The organism is Lysinibacillus sp. BSL11, assembly GCF_052928325.1.
Genome location: NZ_JAVGCX010000002.1, coordinates 123,199 through 143,402, shown reverse-complemented (window position 1 = coordinate 143,402; position 20,204 = coordinate 123,199). Strand labels below are relative to the sequence as shown.

19 protein-coding genes are annotated in these 20,204 nt (G+C 37.6%); 10 read left to right on the top strand and 9 right to left on the bottom strand.

The features are described from left to right. Positions 1-192: 192 nt before the first annotated feature. Positions 193-1,323: a CamS family sex pheromone protein gene (locus RCJ95_RS03370; RefSeq protein ID WP_221680557.1), complete on the top strand. Its 1,131-nt coding sequence runs from the start codon at positions 193-195 to the stop codon at positions 1,321-1,323. Positions 1,324-1,328: 5 nt separating this feature from the next. Here RCJ95_RS03370 and RCJ95_RS03365 read toward each other — a convergent pair whose 3' ends face one another. Next, positions 1,329-1,796: a hypothetical protein gene (locus RCJ95_RS03365; protein ID WP_257521426.1), complete on the bottom strand. Its 468-nt coding sequence runs from the start codon at positions 1,794-1,796 to the stop codon at positions 1,329-1,331. Between the two features lie 201 nt (positions 1,797-1,997). On the opposite strand from RCJ95_RS03365, the gene RCJ95_RS03360 reads away from it, so the two are divergent. Continuing rightward, on the top strand, positions 1,998-3,260 hold the full coding sequence (locus tag RCJ95_RS03360; protein WP_446721937.1) for an NtaA/DmoA family FMN-dependent monooxygenase: 1,263 nt from the start codon (positions 1,998-2,000) through the stop codon (positions 3,258-3,260). 34 nt (positions 3,261-3,294) lie between these two features. Here RCJ95_RS03360 and RCJ95_RS03355 read toward each other — a convergent pair whose 3' ends face one another. The 8 genes from RCJ95_RS03355 to RCJ95_RS03320 all read right to left on the bottom strand — a co-directional run bounded on the left by RCJ95_RS03355 (position 3,295) and on the right by RCJ95_RS03320 (position 11,642). Then, on the bottom strand, positions 3,295-4,221 hold the full coding sequence (locus RCJ95_RS03355) for a TIGR03943 family putative permease subunit (RefSeq protein ID WP_369354428.1): 927 nt from the start codon (positions 4,219-4,221) through the stop codon (positions 3,295-3,297). A gap of 11 nt (positions 4,222-4,232) precedes the next feature. After that, positions 4,233-5,231 (bottom strand): permease, encoded by a 999-nt coding sequence (locus tag RCJ95_RS03350; protein ID WP_369354427.1) that lies wholly within the window; start codon positions 5,229-5,231, stop codon positions 4,233-4,235. A gap of 531 nt (positions 5,232-5,762) precedes the next feature. After that, positions 5,763-7,424 (bottom strand): methyl-accepting chemotaxis protein, encoded by a 1,662-nt coding sequence (locus RCJ95_RS03345; protein ID WP_446721892.1) that lies wholly within the window; start codon positions 7,422-7,424, stop codon positions 5,763-5,765. Then, complete coding sequence (locus RCJ95_RS03340; protein WP_446721891.1) at positions 7,421-8,407, bottom strand: BMP family lipoprotein; 987 nt, start codon at positions 8,405-8,407, stop codon at positions 7,421-7,423. Before RCJ95_RS03340 ends, RCJ95_RS03345 begins: the two co-directional genes overlap by 4 nt. Positions 8,408-8,649: 242 nt before the next feature. Beyond that, on the bottom strand, positions 8,650-9,918 hold the full coding sequence (locus tag RCJ95_RS03335) for a PTS ascorbate transporter subunit IIC (RefSeq protein ID WP_221680564.1): 1,269 nt from the start codon (positions 9,916-9,918) through the stop codon (positions 8,650-8,652). 32 nt (positions 9,919-9,950) lie between these two features. Continuing rightward, positions 9,951-10,214 carry a PTS sugar transporter subunit IIB gene (locus RCJ95_RS03330; protein ID WP_257521431.1) on the bottom strand — a complete coding sequence of 88 codons (264 nt, stop codon included), beginning with the start codon at positions 10,212-10,214 and terminating at the stop codon, positions 9,951-9,953. Next, complete coding sequence (locus RCJ95_RS03325; protein WP_369354424.1) at positions 10,211-10,669, bottom strand: PTS sugar transporter subunit IIA; 459 nt, start codon at positions 10,667-10,669, stop codon at positions 10,211-10,213. The genes RCJ95_RS03330 and RCJ95_RS03325 overlap by 4 nt, the downstream gene beginning before the upstream one ends. A gap of 61 nt (positions 10,670-10,730) precedes the next feature. Next, the gene (locus tag RCJ95_RS03320; protein WP_221680566.1) at positions 10,731-11,642 is read right to left on the bottom strand and encodes a LysR family transcriptional regulator; all 912 of its coding nucleotides are present in this window, start codon (positions 11,640-11,642) and stop codon (positions 10,731-10,733) included. A 138-nt stretch (positions 11,643-11,780) separates the two neighbouring features. Here RCJ95_RS03320 and RCJ95_RS03315 point away from each other — a divergent pair, with 138 nt between their 5' ends. The 8 genes from RCJ95_RS03315 (at position 11,781) to RCJ95_RS03280 (ending at position 20,174) form a co-directional block, all read left to right on the top strand. Next, positions 11,781-12,746, top strand: a complete 966-nt coding sequence (locus RCJ95_RS03315; protein ID WP_274772231.1) for an ABC transporter ATP-binding protein — start codon at positions 11,781-11,783, stop codon at positions 12,744-12,746. Further along, a complete protein-coding gene (locus RCJ95_RS03310; RefSeq protein WP_221680568.1) occupies positions 12,743-13,771 on the top strand; it encodes an ABC transporter substrate-binding protein in 1,029 nt (342 codons plus the stop codon). The genes RCJ95_RS03315 and RCJ95_RS03310 overlap by 4 nt, the downstream gene beginning before the upstream one ends. Positions 13,772-13,828: 57 nt before the next feature. Beyond that, positions 13,829-15,490 carry an ABC transporter permease gene (locus RCJ95_RS03305; RefSeq protein WP_446721890.1) on the top strand — a complete coding sequence of 554 codons (1,662 nt, stop codon included), beginning with the start codon at positions 13,829-13,831 and terminating at the stop codon, positions 15,488-15,490. After that, on the top strand, positions 15,483-16,553 hold the full coding sequence (locus RCJ95_RS03300) for an MBL fold metallo-hydrolase (RefSeq protein WP_257521434.1): 1,071 nt from the start codon (positions 15,483-15,485) through the stop codon (positions 16,551-16,553). The genes RCJ95_RS03305 and RCJ95_RS03300 overlap by 8 nt, the downstream gene beginning before the upstream one ends. Continuing rightward, the gene (locus RCJ95_RS03295) at positions 16,546-17,352 is read left to right on the top strand and encodes a hypothetical protein (protein WP_257521435.1); all 807 of its coding nucleotides are present in this window, start codon (positions 16,546-16,548) and stop codon (positions 17,350-17,352) included. The genes RCJ95_RS03300 and RCJ95_RS03295 overlap by 8 nt, the downstream gene beginning before the upstream one ends. Before the next feature lie 157 nt (positions 17,353-17,509). Further along, positions 17,510-18,808 (top strand): M48 family metallopeptidase, encoded by a 1,299-nt coding sequence (locus tag RCJ95_RS03290; RefSeq protein WP_306832325.1) that lies wholly within the window; start codon positions 17,510-17,512, stop codon positions 18,806-18,808. An 87-nt stretch (positions 18,809-18,895) separates the two neighbouring features. Beyond that, complete coding sequence (locus RCJ95_RS03285) at positions 18,896-19,714, top strand: YitT family protein (RefSeq protein ID WP_257521437.1); 819 nt, start codon at positions 18,896-18,898, stop codon at positions 19,712-19,714. Positions 19,715-19,793: 79 nt separating this feature from the next. Continuing rightward, complete coding sequence (locus RCJ95_RS03280; protein ID WP_221680574.1) at positions 19,794-20,174, top strand: MmcQ/YjbR family DNA-binding protein; 381 nt, start codon at positions 19,794-19,796, stop codon at positions 20,172-20,174. The last annotated feature ends 30 nt before the right edge of the window (positions 20,175-20,204 follow it).

Here is a 20,204-nt window from a genome sequence, read left to right as displayed (position 1 = left end):
AACCCACTCATAAGTTGAAAAAACTATAAAGCAGTAAGACCTATGTTCGAGAAAACGAGCATAGGTCTTTTTTGATCATCCGATAGGTAAATGTGGAGATTTGTAAATATGTAATGTTTTATTTTGGTAAATTTGGTATCGTTAAATGAGGTAAGTTATCAAATGATACATAATATGCAAGGAGAAATAGCAATGAAAAAAAGAAGGCGTATGTTATTTTTATTCGCACCAATATTGATTTTAGCATCTTGTAGTAGTGAGGACGAAAGTGTTACTGCTAATGAGAAAAAGTATATTTCATCGATTCAGAAAAAGGAAGTATATGAGATTCAACAGCCTGCAAAAGTCAATATTGCTAGAGGTTCATTTATCAAAAATATGAATAATGCTTTAAATATTAATGAAATAGAAAGAGGACTCATGAATTTATCGGTGAATCATTTCTCAACAGACAAGTTTTATATGCAGCAAGGCCAATATTTAGAAGAGAAAACGATCAACCAATGGTTAAGTAGAAAGACAGAGGAAGGTATTGGGTTAAATCCAGCCATTGAAACTAGAAGTGACAATGTACTAGAGGATGAAAAAAAGTATCCTTTGATTCTCTCACATGTGTTAGAACAAAATTTTATTAATAAGGAAAATAACAAAGTAGAGGGGCTGTCAATCGCCATCTCATTAAATGAGTTTTATGATATACGAGTTTCCGATGCCAATGGTTTAATTTACACAGGCCAAGTGAAAGTAGACCAAAATGATGATGATATCAACGACGTTAAAAATTACGGTAAGGAAGTAGCTAAAAGGATTCTTGAGGATATTAGAAAAAATGAAAAATATCCGAGAGTTCCTATTTATTTAACTTTATATCAAGAATCTAATATAAACGATATTATTCCGGGCATATTTTTAGCTGAAACCTTTATACCTAAAGATGCAGATACCATAACAAAATGGCTTGATATAGATAAAAAGCATTATGTATTCCCATCAGATGCTTTATATAGTTTGGACCAAAATATGTATAATAAATTATTAATTTTTAAAGAGGATATTCAAGGTGGATTTAAACATTTAAATCCTAAAATCATGGGAAAACTTCGTTATGAAGATGGTAAATTAACAGATATTAATCTAGAAATACATGTACCACTGGTTAACGATATTGAATTAATTGGCTTGTTACAGCTCACTAGTACAAAAATAAATACAATTTTATTTGACTATATCCCCATTACCATTCGGGTAATCGATCAGAAGCAGGATGTTGGAATTGTTCTCTGGGACCCAACGGAAAAACAAATTTTTGCATCACCTATTTGAATATTTTAAATTTCGTAACTTGTATTTATATCGACTGTAATTGAAGAACCATCATTATTATCAAATTTCATGAACCATTGACCAGCTTGGCTTGCATCCAACTCGTAAGTTGAAGTCAATGATTGTCCAGATTTAATGATCTCTCCGTCTATCCAAACCGTTCCATTAGGTGCAGTTAATATAAACCTAATAGATTGTGAGCTGTTATTTTTCACATAAATTTGAATTGTAGCAGTGCCATTACTAGGCGCTTTAAAATTAAAGCTCATCGAACCCTGGCCAGTTGGAAAGGTAGAAGACGTTGTAAGAAGAGAATCACTTTTTTCAGCTGTGAGGGTAGAATGAGATTCCTCAGCAGAAGCACCAAGGTTTGGCGGAATAGATGATTTGTGTATAGGATCTTCTATAAAAGATGCTCCACCAATTGGAAATATTAAAAGAGTAACTATAAATAAAGAGGCAAATTTTCTCATGATTCCTCCGCTTAAATATTATTAAATTATCTCAATAATACCTTTATTTAACTTTGTAGTAAATATTATTTTGTATATGCATTTTTCATTTGTAAAGTGTATTTTATTGCAATCTCTGCCACGAATAGTTATTATGAAAATGATAATCATTTTCAATTATAGAGGGGGAGAGTAGCAATGAAAAGACACCTTATTATTGGAATGCATTTAGCTGTTTACGGGAATCATGGCAAACAGGGCGCCTTGATAGACGAACATATTGCATTTGCGCAGCGTGCTGAGGCAGCGAAATTAGATTTTGTATTTAAAGCGGATTATTTAATAGCTCATCCAGAATTAATGGCTAAAATGAAAGGAACAGTTGGCTTAGATCCTAGCTTTTTAATGGCGATGGTGGCAAGAGAAACGAAACAGATTGGCTTAGTAATAACGATTTCCACATCCTTTACGCCACCTTATCTGATTGCGCGCCAATTGCAGTCCTTAAATTGGATTAGCGAAGGACGAATTGGATGGAATATCGTCACCTCTATAGATGGCGCCTATAATTTCAGCAATGAGCCCATGCCTTCTTCCGAGGAGCGTTATGCTAAAGCTGCAGAATGTACAGCGGTGGTCAAGCAGCTATGGCATAGTCATCCCTATGAAACATTAGAAATGGATGGAAAATTAGAGAAAATAATAGAGCTTGTTAAGCCAATTGAGCATGAGGGCGAATTTTTCCATATAAAGGGTCCCCTAAATCTACCTATGCATCCAGCAGGAGAGATTCCGCTCTTCCAAGCAGGTGCGTCGGATGTTGGGCGGCGATTTGCGGCTACGGTTTCCAATGCGATTTTTGCGGCTACACCAGCCATGGAGGTGGGTATTGAGATGCGTAATGATTTACGTCAGCAGGCTATAGAAGTAGGTCGTTCAGCCGACGATATTCGCTTATTACCTGGACTCTATTTCTTTATAGGGGATACATATGAAGAAGCACTCGAAATGCACCGACAAGCATATGCACATTTAACACTTGAGCGACGCTACAGAGCTTTAGAATCTGTGATTGGTATGGATGTTCGTCATTTGGCACTTGAAGATCAGGTAACGGTTGATATGCTGCCATCAAAGAATCAACAAGTACGTAGTAAAACACATGCAGAATTGGTACGTCGTTATATTATAAACAATGAACCAACTGTCGCAGTATTGTTAGCACGTCCAGAGGTAATTGGCTCAGCCCACCTTGTAGCAATCGGTACACCACAGGATATTGTCGATCAAATCGTTACTTTTTATGAAGAGGGTTCATTGGATGGCTTTATTGCCATACCAGGTGGACCTGCAAAATCTTTGGATTTGTTCTTTAGCAACGTTATTCCCATGTTAGTAGAGCGGGGGTTATTCAGAGCTGAATATAAAGGTAGCACATTACGTTCCCATTTAGGCTTAGATGTGCGCTCTCCCATTAATAGCTGAGAAAGGGCAAGCCATAAGCTTTGCCCTTTTGTTGCTAGAAACTCATTCGAATATTAATAGGATAAAGATAAGGTGATTCGGGTTGTTCGATTGTTACCCAATCATCAATATGGATAACAGGTAAGCTTGCACCCTCATATGTTGTTTGACTAATTGTACCGACCGCTTCAATCCATGTATCTTCTGTGAGTGTAGGAGCGTCCGAAAACTCTGTCAGAAAGCCAACGATACTGGCATCGGCGACACAATGCGTAATAAGAAACCTTGAAATCACTAGTTGCTTTTCTGTAAAACTTTCTTCTTTTAAAACAAAGCCCTTCAACTGTATTTTCTTCCCTAAATAGTTAGCCAAATTTTGATTAATTTCCTCGTAATAGATCGTATAGTCCTCATCAGTCATTTTCAGCATAGATTGTTGGGATAACTGTTGCTTTAATTTGTCATATTGCTTTTTTGTCATTTCCTGTTTTTCTTCCATCAGTCTGGGATCAGCATCATGCTCATCATAGATGTTTTCATCAATCGTTTCATTTGAAGTGAGGTAATCCTCAATTTTAGTTGATCGGTTTTGCTGAGTGAGAATAAATGCACCACCCTTTTTATCAGCGATGGATGCATCTAAAATTTTTGCTGGCACGAAGAAGCCTGTCATTATTGGTGTCATAATAATGAGGTAGGCTATTATTTTTTTTCGGGTAAAGGCTGTGTGACCATGATCGTGATGGGAGCAGCATGCTTGTCCCGTTTGATCACATGAATGGGGAACCTTTGAAAAAGATATAACTCTTGTCACTTGAACAAGAAATAGTATAAAAAATAAAATGGCGGCTGTTTTATTCAGCCCTTCATATTTAGGGTTGATAAATTTTGCTAGTTCTCTGGTCCAATGCAGGTTGGCAATCATAGCCGAAAAGGCGAGTAACATTAAGGCTCTTAGCGCTTGTTGAACGTGAAATTTCATGGTTTTCCCCCTTAGAGATACGCTGAAAGAATCCATATACTAATGTAGACAACTATAGCCACTAAGGCGATTAACCAAAAAACAAATTTTACACGAAATACGCTCATCAACATAATGGTATTTTTCAAATCGATCATAGGGCCAAAAATAAGAAAGGCCAGAATGGATGGGGTGGAGAAAATGGCACTAAAGGATGCACCAATAAAGGCATCTGCCTCAGAGCAAAGTGACAGAATGAAGGCTAAGCCCATCATAACTAGAATGGAGGAGGGTTCACCTTCTCCAATGGCTACAAGTGTTTTGGTAGATACATAGGTTTGTACAAAGGCAGCTAAAAATGCCCCGATAATTAAGTATTTACCCATATCAAAAAATTCATCGATGGCATGTTTGACCATATTTAATAATTTGGTGAAGAAGGATATCTGTTGACTAGAGGTTGTTAATGAGTAGGGCTGTAAAGAGCTCTTAAATTGGGAGCCTTTAAAAAATAAACTGATAAGTAATGCTACTACAATAGCGATGACAAAGCCAACAAGCATTCGAAGGCTCGCTATTCTTAAATCATTTCCAAATGCCATATAAGTAGAAAGAATAACAACGGGATTAATAAGTGGACCAGTTAACATAAAGCCTATAGCTGCATGTATAGGTACACCTTTGACAATCAATCTTCTAACAATCGGAACAATCCCACATTCACAGGCTGGAAATAATGCACCTACAAGACAACTCATGATAACGGCCATCACAGGGTTTCGAGGAATCCACCTTTGGATATGTTCCTCTGTTATAAAAATCTGAATAAAGCCAGCAATCAGTATTCCAATTAAGACAAATGGTAATGCTTCAATTAAAATACTTAAAAATATCGTATTTAAATTGAGTAGAGAGGAACTAAGGTCGTTTAGTGCTGAAACATTGAATAACAGTAGTGGTAGCATGCCTATGAATAGAATGAAGAGCAACCAAAAATTCAATACATATTTGGAAAAATGGAGACGTTCCACATAGACCTCCTTAAAGTGTAATGGTTACGTTTTAATTTAAGATATGACATAGATGATATTGTTAGTACTTCAAAAAAGGAAAGAGAAAGTAAAAATTGATACCTACCATCTTTTTACTTTCCCTCTATATCGAATTATTTATGAGAATACTTAGTTCTATATTGTTTAGGGGTAATCCTAGAAAAATGTATCTTTTTAGCAAAGATTTTCCTTGTTCTTTTTATGAAGGGTGGTGTCATTCATCACTTCTCCAAATTGAAATAAGAGCCTATTCTTACTCTAATTATACAAATCATGGCTATTTTGTTTTCTACAGCTAGTGCGAAAGATAAGAAAAGATACTTTTGCAGAAATGTTGATTGGAGTAAAGCGGCTCAACGGACGCCCCCTGGAAAGGACGCTGGCGGAACGGAAATCAACCCCTCACCTTGCTAAAAGGTTTTTTCTGTTAGAGACATGAGCTTTTTTAACAACATGAAGAAGTCCAGTGAAACATTTTCACTGGATTTCTTTAGGTAATGAATTAATATGCTATAGGGTGAACTTTTTGAGCTCATTCATCAATGTATCCGTCATAGCTTGAAGCTCGTCTATTTTAGTACTAATTTTTTGTAAGGATAGTAGCTGCTCTTGCGTTGATGCCGATATTTCTTCTGTGCCAGCAGCCGTTTCTTCTGTAATAGCAGAAATATTTTCAATAGTACTATTTACTTGTTGGCTCATTTCATTCGTTTGTGCCATTTCTTTTGTGAGATTTTGTAAATCGCAATAGATATTTGTTATGTGCATGGTAATAACTGAGAATGATTGTTCTGTTTCTACCATGGATTGAGATTGCTCATTTGATAGCAGATAACCTCGTTCAGCCGTAGTAAGGATGTGCGTAATGCCATCTTGAATATGCGAGACCATTGAGGTGATTAAATTCGTAGCATTCTCCGTTTCAGTAGAGAGCTTTTTAACCTCCTCGGCAACAATGGCAAACCCTTTGCCTGCTTCTCCAGCTCGTGCAGCCTCGATGGCAGCATTTAGGGCTAATAAATTTGTTTGGCTGGCAATCGTATGGACAGCATTGGCTGCGCCTTCAATTTCCGAAGTAAATTGAGAGAATTGAGTTACAGCTTCCTTAATATCAAGTGATGTCGTTGAAATATCCTTTGCAATGGAAGATTGTTTTTCTAATGAATATTGACCATTTTGAACAGCCTCCAGAGCTTGTTTGCCAGTGTCAGCCGATTGCTCACTTGTACGCATTACATCCTTAAATTGATCTGCCATAGTATTCATTTGGAGTGCCACTGATTGAATGTCTTCTGACATCGTATAGCTGCCTTTTGCTAATTCGTCGGTTGAGGTAGCGACTTGATTACTACTTTCATGAATATTGTTCATATGGCTCGTTACTTCTTGTGTAAACAAATTAACATCCTTTCCAATATAATCGATGGATTGTACGGTACTTTTTAAATTATTCATCATGTCTGCAAAGCTTTTTGTTAATTGATCAATCTCATATCGACTGTTAGCTTGATAGGAAAGGGTGGAGGTATCAATAGTTAAGTTTCCTGTTGCTGCGGCCTGTGCGCAATCTACAATCTGATTAATGGGTTTGGTAATTCTTTTCGCAGCCACATAGGAATAAAGTATCGTAGCAATAATTAATAGCACACTACCTATGATGGTAGTGGTTGTAATGAAACCTATTTTTTGCTTCGTTACTTGGATCATTTCTTGATACCATTCGTTTGTTTCTTTTTTGAGCAAATGCATATCGTTTAAAATTCCTTTAATTCGGATGGACTGCTTTTTAATTTCAGAGCGATTGTTTTCTTGAAACCCGCTTTCAGTCGCCTTTTCTAGATTTTCAAATTTACTAGCTATTTTTTCGACGATTTTCTGATGTTCAGGTAATCTCGTTAGAGAGGCTAATGCCTCTAAATTACTTTTTGTTTCTTGTAAAATAGCGAGCGCTTCATTTTTATTGGCCTCACTATCTAAGTAGGTAAAATTATTTAAAGATTGACTGGCAACAACTAAGCTTTGCTCTAGTTCTTTTACTGCAAGTAAAAGTTTCGTATCATCCTGTGCTGTTGTTTGGATCGTAAATGTTTGTAGGATAATAAAGCCAATCATAGCCATAGCCAGTACGATTGGAATCAATGTGTTCATAAATAATTTCTTACGTAGTGTCACTGGTCATTCCCCTTTTCCGCAGTAACTTTTATCGTACCTGAAATAATGGCTTCTTTGGCTTTTTCGATGGCTGTCTGTTGCTCAGCTGTCAGTTGAATTACACGAATATCTGCTAGTCCCACACCTTGATCCGCTAAACCTAATGCAAAGGATTTTTCCTTAATTTTTCCATTTTCGACTAATGTCTTTGCAAGTTGATAGACGGCAAGGTCAACATTTTTAAGCATGGATGTGACAACTGTTTTTTCTGCAACAAAAAACTGATCGATATCAACACCCGCTGCATAGATCCCCATTTCCTCGGCCTTTTTTATCGCCCCAAAGCCAGTAAAGCCTGCTGCATGGTAGATAAAATCAACGTTATTTTTGATATACCTTTCTGCTATTGCTGCACCAGCCTGGGTATCGTCAAAGGTACCAACATAATCACTCATAATTTCAATCGATGGCTCTACATAACGAGCTCCTTCGATAAAACCATTTTCAAAATGGTGGATAACAGGAGCATCTGCTCCACCAATGAAGCCAACTTTTCCTGTTTTGCTTGTCATAGCGGCAATCATCCCAACTAAAAAACTACCTTCTTGTTCTTTAAAAGTAATTGATATGATGTTGTCAATTTCAGATTGTCCGTCAATCAGTATAAATTGCTGAGAGGGATTTTGTTTCGCTGTCTTTTCTAGTGCTTCTTGCACAGAGAACCCGAGACCAATGATGATATCATATTTTTCTGCTACAAGCTCATTCAGCTTTTCCTCGTATTTACCATCAGGAGCCTCTTTGTAATCAAACAAAATACCTAGCTCATCGCGCGCCTTTTCTAAGCCTTTAAAAGCAGAATCATTAAATGATTCATCTCCTAGTCCTGCATCTGATAGTAAAATCCCTATCTTATATCCTTTCGTTGATGTTTCTGTCGGTGCTGAGGAACAGCCTGCTATCAACAGTGTGATCAAAAGAAAGCTAGTGATTAATTTCTTCAAATTATGTGTACCTCCTGTTGTGTATAAAATATATATCGGCAAAAACTTAATATTTTTAGTCTGATGTCAGACATCCATAAAAATAAATTTTTTAGCATGTCTAAGAATAATGATTCATTTCTATATACATAATAAGTTAATAATATAAAGCAAGATTACTAATAAAAGGTTTCCGTAGCACTTCTTCTATGTACAGTACTATAAAAGCCTAACGAAAATAGCGTTAGGCTTTACTACATGTTCTAAACAGCGCCGAATAATTTTAATAAATTTATAATAATAATGCCAATTACCCCAAAGTCTGAATCGCCGAAGGTTGTGCCCTCATAACCAATGTCTCCCATAAAGATAAGGAGTATGGCTGGAATAAAGCTAATTAATAAACCATTGGCAAAGGCTCCGGACATCGCACCAATTCTACCACCAGTAGCATTTCCAAAGACACCCGCCGCAGCACCTGTGAAGAAATGTGGAACAAGACCTGGCACGATGACTTTTAGTCCGATGAAGGGGAGAATAAACATGGAAACCAGTCCTGCTATAAAACTAAAAATGAAACCAATAATAACGGCATTTGGTGCAAAAGGGAAGATGGTTGGACAATCAAGTGCTGGTTTTGTGTTTGGTACAAGTTTATCTCCAATGCCTTTGAAGGCTGGAATAATTTCAGCAATTAACATCCGTACACCTGCTAAAATAATATAAACACCTGCTGCAAATGTAATCGCTTGCATAATAGCGAAAATAATAAAATTAGAGCCTGCAGATAATTGAGTCTCAATATAGGAAGGGCCAGCGAAAAGGGCAACAATCACAAAGAACACACTCATTGTTAAAGAAATAGCAACGGAGGTATCTCGTAAAAAGCCTAATGATTTCGGAACCTGTATATCCTCTGTGGATTTCATTTTATTACCAAAGAGCTTACCAATCTTTGCTGAAACATAATAGCCAACACTGCCAAAGTGACCAACAGCAAAGTCGTCACTACCTGTTATTTGCCGAACTGTCGGCTGTAAAATGGCAGGGAACACGACCATACAAAGCCCAAGAATAATAGACCCGACAAGAATAAGAGGTGTACCACTCATCCCTCCAACTGACAATGAAGCAGCGATTAAACAAGCCATAAATAATGTATGATGTCCAGTTAAAAAGATATATTTTAATGGCGTAAATCGCGCAAATAGTAGATTCATAATCATACCAAATACCATGATTAATGCAGTAGCTGTACCAAAATTAGTCTGAGCAGCTGCCACGATGGCTTCATTGTTGGGAATGACTCCCTGTACTTGAAAGGCATGATCGAACATTTTACTAAAATGATCTAAAGAGCCAATTAAGACAGTGGCACCAGCTCCGAGGATGACAAAGCCCATTATCGTTTTTAATGTACCTGACAGAACAGTGGAACTTGATTTTTTTTGAATGAGTAAACCAATAAAAGCGAATAGGCCGACTAATATAGCTGGTGTTCCTAAAATGTCATGCATGATAACATCTAACATACCAACACCTCATCCTATCCAAATTTTTATGCTTAAAGCAACGGTTCAAGCTTTTCTTTTATTTCTGAAATACTCATCATATTAATGATGCTCACAATGATTCCTTTGTCTTTCGCTAATTCATTCACGATATCTGCTGCCCCTAAATAAATATCTGCTTTCTCCGCCTTGGCAGACGCTAAATCTGTATGCGTTACCTCTGCATCTTTCCCCAATACTTCTAATGCTTTTTTAACATTCAATTCTAAAATAAAGCTACTTCCTAAACCGCTTCCACACACGACTAAAATTTTCATTCTGTTGACTCCTTCGTCGTATATTGTTTAATTTTCTCCCATATCATGTCAGCATGTTGACAGGCGATTAGGTCATTAATCTGATCGGGTTCTTGTAAGATTAATGCCAAATCAGCCAACACCTGTAGATGTGAAGCATTGTCAATGGCAGCTAGCACAATCAGTAGGTAGACAGGCTGATTAGGGCTAAAAAAAACAGGCTTTTGTAATCGTAGCAAGCTTATGGCTAGTTCAAGAACCCCATCAGATGGCCGTGCATGAGGAATGGCTACTTTGGGTGTGATGACAACGTAAGGACCATAATGTTCAATAGATCGAATCATGGCTTCGACATAGCGCTGTTCAATTTTGTGTTGTTGTACTAATGGGCTAGCCGCTAAATGAATTGCTTCTTGCCATGATCGGACAAAGTTTGCAAGCTGTATACAATCTTTTGTCAACAGCTTGGTTAGCAAGGACAACCCTCCTTTCATAAAAATATCTTCCCATTCCATGTTATTACGACTGTATGTGGAATTATGTCATCGTAGAAGACATTTTTAATTGCTTTGCTATTTCATAAACCGACACTTTGACAAATTCATCCATTTTATGGTCTAAGCGCGTTTTCGGATAAATCAATTGAATTTTTCTATTCAGTGTTACATCATGTAGATCTTTCTTCATCAGTACACCTGATTTTAATTCTTCTTCTATTAAGGAAACAGATAGAAACGCCAAGTTTTTGCCAAAGGTCAGCATCTTTTTAATCGTGCTCACAGAATCTAGCTCAATTGTGTAAATAGAAGGCTGAAATGGGTCCATCCACTTTTCAATGAAGTGATTCGTGGAGCTAGAGGATGTATGCAACAATAGCTTGTACTTAAGAATATCTTCTTTGGTGATGTCGTTTTGTGCTGCTAGCTCGTGAGATGGGCTAAATGCCAATACAAGTGCATCTTCACCGATAGTTTCGTACTGAAGTAAAGGATTTTCCTGCTTAGTCTCCATGATGAGCCCGAAATCTAATTCTTGTAGTGCTACCTTTCTTTCAATTTCGGGTGCTGTTTTTACTTCTAGTGAAATGCGAATCTCAGGATAGGTCGTTGAAACTTGATGAATTAAATCTGGCATAAAAATATGGGCAGGTAAGCCACTCGCCCCAAGTCGTAATGAACCGATATGGCCTGCTAAAAGATTTTCAATAAAACGATCCATATCCTTTTGAAGTTGAACCATTTGACGAGCGTAATGATACACACCTTCGCCCGCTTCTGTTAAACGATATCCTCCTGCATTTGTTCGAAATAAACGAATACCGTATTCCTCCTCTATAGAGCGAATATGAAAGGATACGGTGGGGGCTGTAATGCCAAGTGCTTTGGCGACAGGGGCTAATTTTTTTAATTCTACAAGTAAGCAAAATGCCTGTAATTTACTATTGTTCATTTTATCCTCCTAAAGGAAATTAGAAAAAATCTTGTATTTGCTTTAGTTTATTAGATTTTTTTTAACGTGTTATTAATAGTAGATTAATATTTTCTAAATATCTGGAATTTATAGTTGTAAGTAACGAGGAGGATACTTATGAAAATCTCATTAAAAAATATCGAGAAAAAATATGGGCAGTTTCAAGCATTATGGCCGATTGATGTGGAGTTAGATCAGCAATTTATTACGATCCTTGGACAATCAGGCTGTGGAAAAACAACCTTATTAAAGTTGATGGCTGGTCTTGAACAACCAACAAAAGGAGAAATTCGATTTGATGACACCGTCATTTATTCTTCGGCGTCTCGTAAAAATGTCAAACCAAATAAGCGTAATATTGCCATGGTTTTTCAAGATTTTGCTCTATGGCCACATATGACCATCTTCCAAAATATTTCCTTTGGCTTAAAGGGCATTATTCCAAAATCAGCTATTCCTGAACGAGTCGAGCATGTGATGCGATTGGTAAAAATGCAAGGCTATGAGCAACGAAAGCCAGGTGAATTATCGGGTGGACAACAGCAACGAGTGGCATTAGCAAGAGCTTTAGCAACCAAACCGCAATTGATTTTATTTGATGAGCCTTTATCTGCTCTTGATGCTGTTCTAAGAGAGCAAATGCAAGATGAAATTATGCACCTCATTCATGAGCTTAATTGCCAAGCCATTTTCGTAACACATGATCAAACAGAGGCTATGACAATGTCTGATCAAATTATCGTTATGGAGGCAGGAAGAATTGCTCAAATTGGCTCGCCTGAGGAAATTTATCGTGCTCCGGCAACGCCCTATGTGGCAGATTTTATTGGCAAAGTGAATTGGCTTCACAATCGACAATCAATTGTGCGACCTGAAGGTGTTTCGAGAGTATCGCGTCCTGGGACGATTGCCAAACAAGCGCAGATTGTGAAAAGTACATTTGTTGGCGATCGTTATTTAGTACAAGCACAGGTAGAAGGACAGTCTTGGAGCTTTTATGAGAAGCAGCCATTAGAGCATGGAAAAAGATTGCAAGTTTTTATTGATGAAAAACAAATCTATCAATTGGAGGGTTTACATTGAAGAAACGACATTTTAAATTATGGGCAACTGCTGGCATTTTATTGACCTTAGCATTAGCTGGCTGTGGTAATAAAGAGGCAAAAGAGACGAATGAAGCAAGTGCAAAGACACAGGAGGAGGAGAAAGTACTGACAGTGTATTCTGCTGGGCCAGATGGTTTAGCTGCAAATATTCAGCAAGCATTTGAAGAAAAAACAGGGATTAAAGTGGAAATGTTTCAAGGAACTACGGGTAAAATTCTCTCTCGTTTAGAAGCGGAAAAAAATAATCCTGTAGCTGACATTGTTGTACTTGCCTCTGTTGCCTCAATGGATGGGTTAAAAGCAACAGATCAATTGCAAAGCTACGAAGAGGCTAAAAACAAGGACAAAATCAACAGTGATTGGTCGGATCAAGATGGATATTTTTATGGCTACAGTGCCTCTGCTTTAGGGATTGCCTATAATACGAAAAATACGACACAGGCGCCTACGGATTGGTCTGATTTAGCAAAAGCTGATTGGCATAATAAAATTAATATTCCCGATCCAAGTCTGTCAGGCTCTGCTGTTGATTTCTTATTTGGTTACACAGCAGCAGAAAAAACAGCTTGGAGCACGATTGATAGTTGGAAGAAAAATGGCTTACAAGTCAATGGTGCGAATAAAGAAGCCTTGGATGCGGTTATTACAGGCGAGAAAAATGCCACGATTGCAGGTGTAGATTATATGGCTTATAAAGCAAAAGCAGACGGTGAGCCAGTGGAAATTATCTATCCGACGAGTGGGACAGTGGTTAGTCCAAGAGCAGTAGGTATTTTAAAGGATGCGCAACATGTAGAATCTGCGCAAGCCTATGTTGATTTTTTATTGTCAGATGAAGGGCAAAAGCTAGTAGCAGATGCTTACTTATTACCAGGGAATAAAGATATTGCTGTGAAAAATCGTGCAGCATTAGATGAGATTCCACAGTTAACAGTTGATTGGATGGGTGCGGAAGCGAAACAGCTGGAAGTACTAACAAAGTTTACGGATTTATTTCGTTAAATAAAGGGAGGTTGATATACCTCCTTCTAGTTTTCAGAGAGAAGGGTTGAAATCGTCATGATAATGGAAGGAAGACGAGCTTTTGGATTTTTACTGACAATTGTCATCATATTTGCTATCGCTCCGTTGATGGCCATTTTATTTTATACCTTTATAAAAGAGGGACATGTTGATATATCACAGTTTAGTCGATTGTTTGCACATGATAGACTATGGAAAACGCTTGGAAATTCGATGGTTTTAGGGGTTTTCGTGATAATTGGGACAACAATTATCGCATTACCTATGGCTTTCATTCGCACGAAAACAAGTTTATATCAATATGAATGGCTTGATATTGTGTTAACGATTCCATTTATGACACCTCCCTATATTGGTTCAATGGGCTGGATTTTGTTTATGCAGCACAATGGTTTTTTACAGCAGCTTATTCCAAGTGCTGCTTGGATGACAGATTCCTTCTTTTCCTTATTTGGCATGGTAGTGATCATGAGTCTACACCTGTTTCCGTTTTTGTATTTAATGCTGAAAAATACATTGCTTCGCATAAATGGTTCATTTCTAGATGCAACGCTGATTTTTGGGCGAAGCTCTTGGCAAAATTGGCTAAAGGTTGTGTTACCCCTTTTACTTTCAAGCTATGTTTTGGGAAGTCTGCTTATTTTTATTAAGACGCTTGCTGAATTTGGAACGCCAGCTACATTCGGCAGTCGGATTGGGTTTCAAGTGTTTACAACCGAAATTCATTCCTATTTATCAAGATGGCCAGTCGATATTCGCATGGCAACCTCGCTATCCTTATTCTTATTGTCTGTTTGCTTAGTCATTTGGTATTTCCAGAATCTCATTGGACGCAAGTATACATATGGTGTGCTATCAGGAAAAACGCCTGCTAGACGTGAGATCAAAGATAAATGGTATATAAAAACAGCTTCGTGGACTTTTGTAGGGCTTGTCCTATTATTATCGATCGGCATTCCTTATTTCTCTATTATCGTGACCTCTTTGCAAAAGGTTCGGGGAGATGGTTTACAGGCAGGGAATTTCAGTTTGGCTTCTTATCAAGAGGTTTTCACCAATGGAAGTGCAGGATTGACAGCATTTTTAAATAGCATCGTTTTTTCTATCATGACAGCCTTGATAACCGCCATAATAGGTTTATTCATCGCTCTTTATATTAAAAAAGGAGAAACTAGAAAGCAGCAAATATTAGACTTCTTTAGTTTAATGCCTAATATTATTCCGGGGATTGTCTTTGTTGTAGGTTTAATTATGTTTTGGAATGCTCCTTGGCTTCCCGCAACAATTTATAACACAAAGGCAATGGTAGTAGTCACATACTGTGTACTGTTTTTACCTTATTCGGTGCAGTATATAAAATCTTCTTTTTCACAATTAGATGCCTCTATTTTTCAATCAGCTGCTATTTTTGGGCGTAGTAACATTGCGGTTTACCGTCGTATCATCCTACCACTTTTGATGCAGGGTATTTTAACAGGAATGATGATGACTTTTATTATATCAATGCGAGAGCTTGTAGCTGGCCTTTTAATTTTGCCACCATCCGTAGAGACTGGGGCAACCTTTATCTATAGCCAATTTGAGCAAGGTAATGTAGGAGTTGGAATGGCAGTAGCTGTTATAACCGTCCTTATGACTGTCATTTTTATGTTGCTATTGGGTTGGCTGCAAAAACGAGGAGGGCAGGCAAATGCTTAGTGTTGAAATTTTAGGTGGTGTAGGCGAATATGGGCGCAATTGTTTTTATATTGAAAATCAGAGACAGGCCATTTTATTGGATTGTGGCATTATGAAAAATACACAAAAAACGCCACCAAATATTACATCTAATCATATTGAAAAGCTAGCTGCTGTCTTTATTTCTCATTCACATATTGATCATGTGGGGGCATTGCCATTACTAAAGAACATGGGCTATACCGGACCGATACTAATGAGTCATACAACTGCTCAGCAGCTTCCACTGCCTATTCCACAAATCCGAACTTTCTATCCAGATACGATTGGAAAATGGATAGAGGTCAATGAATATCTTGCCTTTCAATGGGGATATAGTGGGCATTTAATTGGAAGCGTGTGGTACAAAATTCGTTTCTTTGAGGAAATGATTTTTTTCTCTGGTGATTATGTAGTCGATTCGTATTTATTAAAGGCGACCTTGCCAGAGGGGGATGGAACGGTTTATGATGTAGCGCTTATTGATAGTGGACATGCGGAAAAATGCATTCGAAATCTTGAGGTGTTACAGCAAATGGCTATGTATGTAAAGGCTCATCCCAATCATTCATTTATATTCCCCTCCTCTTTTTCGGGCAAAACAGTCGATATTATGACGTATCTTTCCGAACATACAACTCGAGCAATTAGGGTAGATGCCAAGCTACAACCTTTATTGGCGTATTATGATGAAGAACATGAAAATATTTGGCCGAATAAAGTGATGCTTTTAGAACGACTCAAGCAAAAACAGGACAGTGATCATGTACTGTATTTTGTCTCAGAGCAGGATGAGGCTCAAGTGGAGGCGCTTGCAAAGGAGTATCCTACAGCAATTTTTGTTCATACAGGCTATTCTCGTCATGCATACAATTCAGCTAGTTTAAAGCATTTCTCTGAGGAGTTCTTTTATAAAACACATCCAGACTATTGGGATATAGTGGCACTGTCGCAGAGACTTCGTGCACGACAAACGATCTATTTTCACAGTACACATACAAATTTAACAACCACATTTCCGAAGGAGGAATTAAAGCGTGACTAAACTAAAAAAATGGGCATTTTATCTGTGTGTCTTGGGCTTGATGTTGATTAGTATGATGAGTGTGAATACAACACAAGCGCAAGCAGCCATTGTGCCAGGCCATGAAATTAAATTCAATATTAAACCTGAGATTTTTAAGGAATCAACTATTGTCCAGGTTTTTCAAGCAACTAAAAAGGATGATGTAAAAGTTTATTTTTATGATACGCTTGACCAATCGTTTCTTCTTAATGATTATATACATCGCTTACGTGTCTATAAGGGCAGTAATAAAATGGATATAACCTACAAAAAGCGTTTTTTAAACACACCCTTAAGTGAAGCAATAGCAGAAACAATGAATCATGGTTTTACTGGTTCTGAATCAAATTATAAGTTTGAGCTAGATATTAAGGGAGACCATCGTACATTTACGATTAGCCGGAAGGAATCCTTGAAGACATCAGCTGAGGTCTCTTATGATTCAGTTCCTACAAATGTTGCGAAAAAACTCATTCTTGAAAATGCGCCAAAGAAAATTGTAAATTGGAATTCTGAAGCATGGTATAAAAATACGTTGTCTCAAGTTGTCGTATATGGGCCTGCTAATGCTATGACCTATAAAGGAAGCTTTTTAGGACATGAAGCGGATATAGAGATGTGGCAGTACAAAGGAGACATTATGGTTGAACTTTCTACGAAGGTAGATGATGTGGCTCAAGCAGCTACTATAGAAAAGCAATGGTATGAGCAACTATTATCCACTGGCTATTTAAGCGCGGATCAACGAGGTAAAACGGCATTTGTTATGGATAAATGAATAGGACAATAATGATTTCGCCTCATATAGAAATGAGGCGAAATTTTTCTTTGGCAACAGAGAGATTAAAAAAGTAGGTCCATGTTTGTTCTAACTTTGATAATTTCGCTTACACTTACTATAGGACGAACTTTGGGTGATATGAGGGGGAAATAACATAGCGAAAAAAATGGGCATTGTTACACTACTACTTTTCGGTGTTTACGTGCTTTGTATGTACTGGTATATATTCCACAGCGGTGGTGGTAAAATACCAAGTGCCTTACAAGGAACGGCGGCAGATCCCGTGATGTTTATGTCTGGCAAGGAGCTTTTTTTAAGTGGTGAATATTCAAAAATACGGAACTTTGTATTCTTTGTAGCCACACCTTTAGAATGGCTTATCTACTTCTTGATTTTACTATTGGGCGTATCTCGTTATTTTGAAAAAGTGACGACCTCCCAAACGAAGTGGAAGCTGTTGCAAAATGCAGGTTACTTATTCTTATTATCTTTATTGCTCTATATTGTGCTATTCCCGCTTGATTATTATCGCTATCATCTTAGCAAAAGCTATGGCATTAGTACACAAGCATTTGCATCTTGGATGAAAGATGGTGTCATTGATTTTTGGGTGAATTTTGGCACTAGCTTGATTATTGTTACAGTGATTTATTGGCTCATTAAAAAGAGCGAAAAAAGATGGTGGCTCTATGCTTGGCTTTTAACTATCCCTTTTACAATCTTTGTGATGTTCATTCAGCCTGTTGTCATTGATCCTTTGTACAATGATTTTTATCCACTAAAAAATAAAGAGCTGGAAACAAAGATACTTACACTTGCTACACAGGCCAATATTCCGGCAGAGCATGTTTATGAGGTCAACATGGCAGAAAAGACCAATGCCTTAAATGCTTATGTGACAGGAATTGGGAGCAATTCGAGAATTGTGCTATGGGATACTACATTAAATAGACTAACGGACAATGAAATTTTATTTATCATGGCACATGAAATGGGACATTATGTAGAGAAGCATATTTATTTTGGCATTGCAGGCTATTTATTCTTAATGTTAATAGGGCTATGGCTAACAGCGAAAATTATGCGTCGCTTGATTTCACGATATGGACAGGTTTTAAAAATTAATAAAATCAGTAGCATTCGTTCCTATCCATTATTTTTACTCATTACTTCTATTTTACTATTTGCTTCCAATCCAGTATCCAATTTTATATCGAGATATCAGGAAACGAGAGCCGATCAATATGCGATTAACCTTATGAATGATCGAGAAGCGGCTGTAACAGCATTTCAAAAGCTAACGATTTCAGGCTTAAGTGAAGTGAACCCACCACTTTTAGTGAAGTGGTTCCGTTATACACATCCACCGATGCTTGAGCGAATCTATAAAGTTGCGGATACCGGGGAACTTAAACAAAATATGCCTTTAAAGGAAGAACAGAAGAAAAAGTAAGAGGATAGGTTTTTCAGGAGAGTAAATTGGGTAGTCTATGACAAAGATGTATCAAAATTTGGTCGTTGATTGATAGGGGATAGCAATATGCGAAATGTGATTATAATTACACTTTCTTCCATTTTAGTGGCCTTTGCCTATAATTATTTATTGATTCCCCATGAAATTTTGAGTGGTGGGTTGAGTGGTATTGCCATCATGCTTGGGATTATTACCCCTTTGAATACAGGCGTGTTAAATTTACTGCTTAACCTGCCTTTACTGATTTTAGGTGTGATGAAGCTCGGCAAGCGATTTATTAGCTACACCATTCTTTCTGTGGCTGTGTTGTCAGTGAGTTTATATATTATTCCAATACACAAAACGACACAAGAGCCGATCCTAGCGTCCTTATTTGGCGGTGTTATTGTAGGGTTTGCAATGGGCATGATTTTCCGAGCAGCTGGCTCCTCAGGGGGCTTTGATATTATTGCTATGCTACTTAGTCGGAAACGTGATTTTCCGCTCGGTACGTTAATTGCCGCTATGAATGGAATCGTAGTGGCTGCTTCTGGCTTTGTCTTTAGCTGGGATGCGGCGTTGTTAACCCTTGTGTCCATTTATGCAACTGGAAAAGTAGTGGATACAATTCATACGAGCCATATTAAATTAACGCTGATGATTATTACGAGTAAAGGGGACGAGGTCAAACAGCAGCTATTAGAAAAGCTACATCGTGGGGTAACGATTATCGATGCAAAGGGAGCGTATTCAGGCGAGGGTAGGAAAGTATTAATTACTGTTATTACGCGTTACCAACTAGCTGATGTGAAAAGCACGATTAAGGAAACTGATCCAAAGTCGTTTGTGAATATTTTACAGACGACGGAAGTAATCGGGATGTTTGATCGTGGTACAACTAAATAATGCTATTCTCTACACACGTTTTAGGTTATACTTACCATAATCGAACGTGTGTTTTTATTTGGGGAAGGGGAACGTAAAGATGGAAAAAGAAATAATTCATGCTTACTGTATACAGCTTCATGGAACAACGTATGACTACCAAGAGGAGTGGCAAGCAGATCGCTATCATATCGGTGGAAAAATGTATGCCATGCTTGGAGGAAATAGAACAGGTAAACCTGTTCTTACATTGAAATGTGAGCCTTCTCGAGCGGAGGAATTACGAGAAGCCTATGCAAGCATTATACCTGGTTACTATATGAATAAAACCCATTGGAATTCCATTTATATGGATGCTGAGGATGTCCCGATGGATTTGGTAGAGAATCTTATCCAACATTCCTATGAGCTTGTTTTCAATAAACTAACGAAGAAAGCACAGCAGGAAATTCAATTGATTGGCAATGCATCAAACAAGTAATGAATAGCGCATTTACCTTTTTGGCAAATG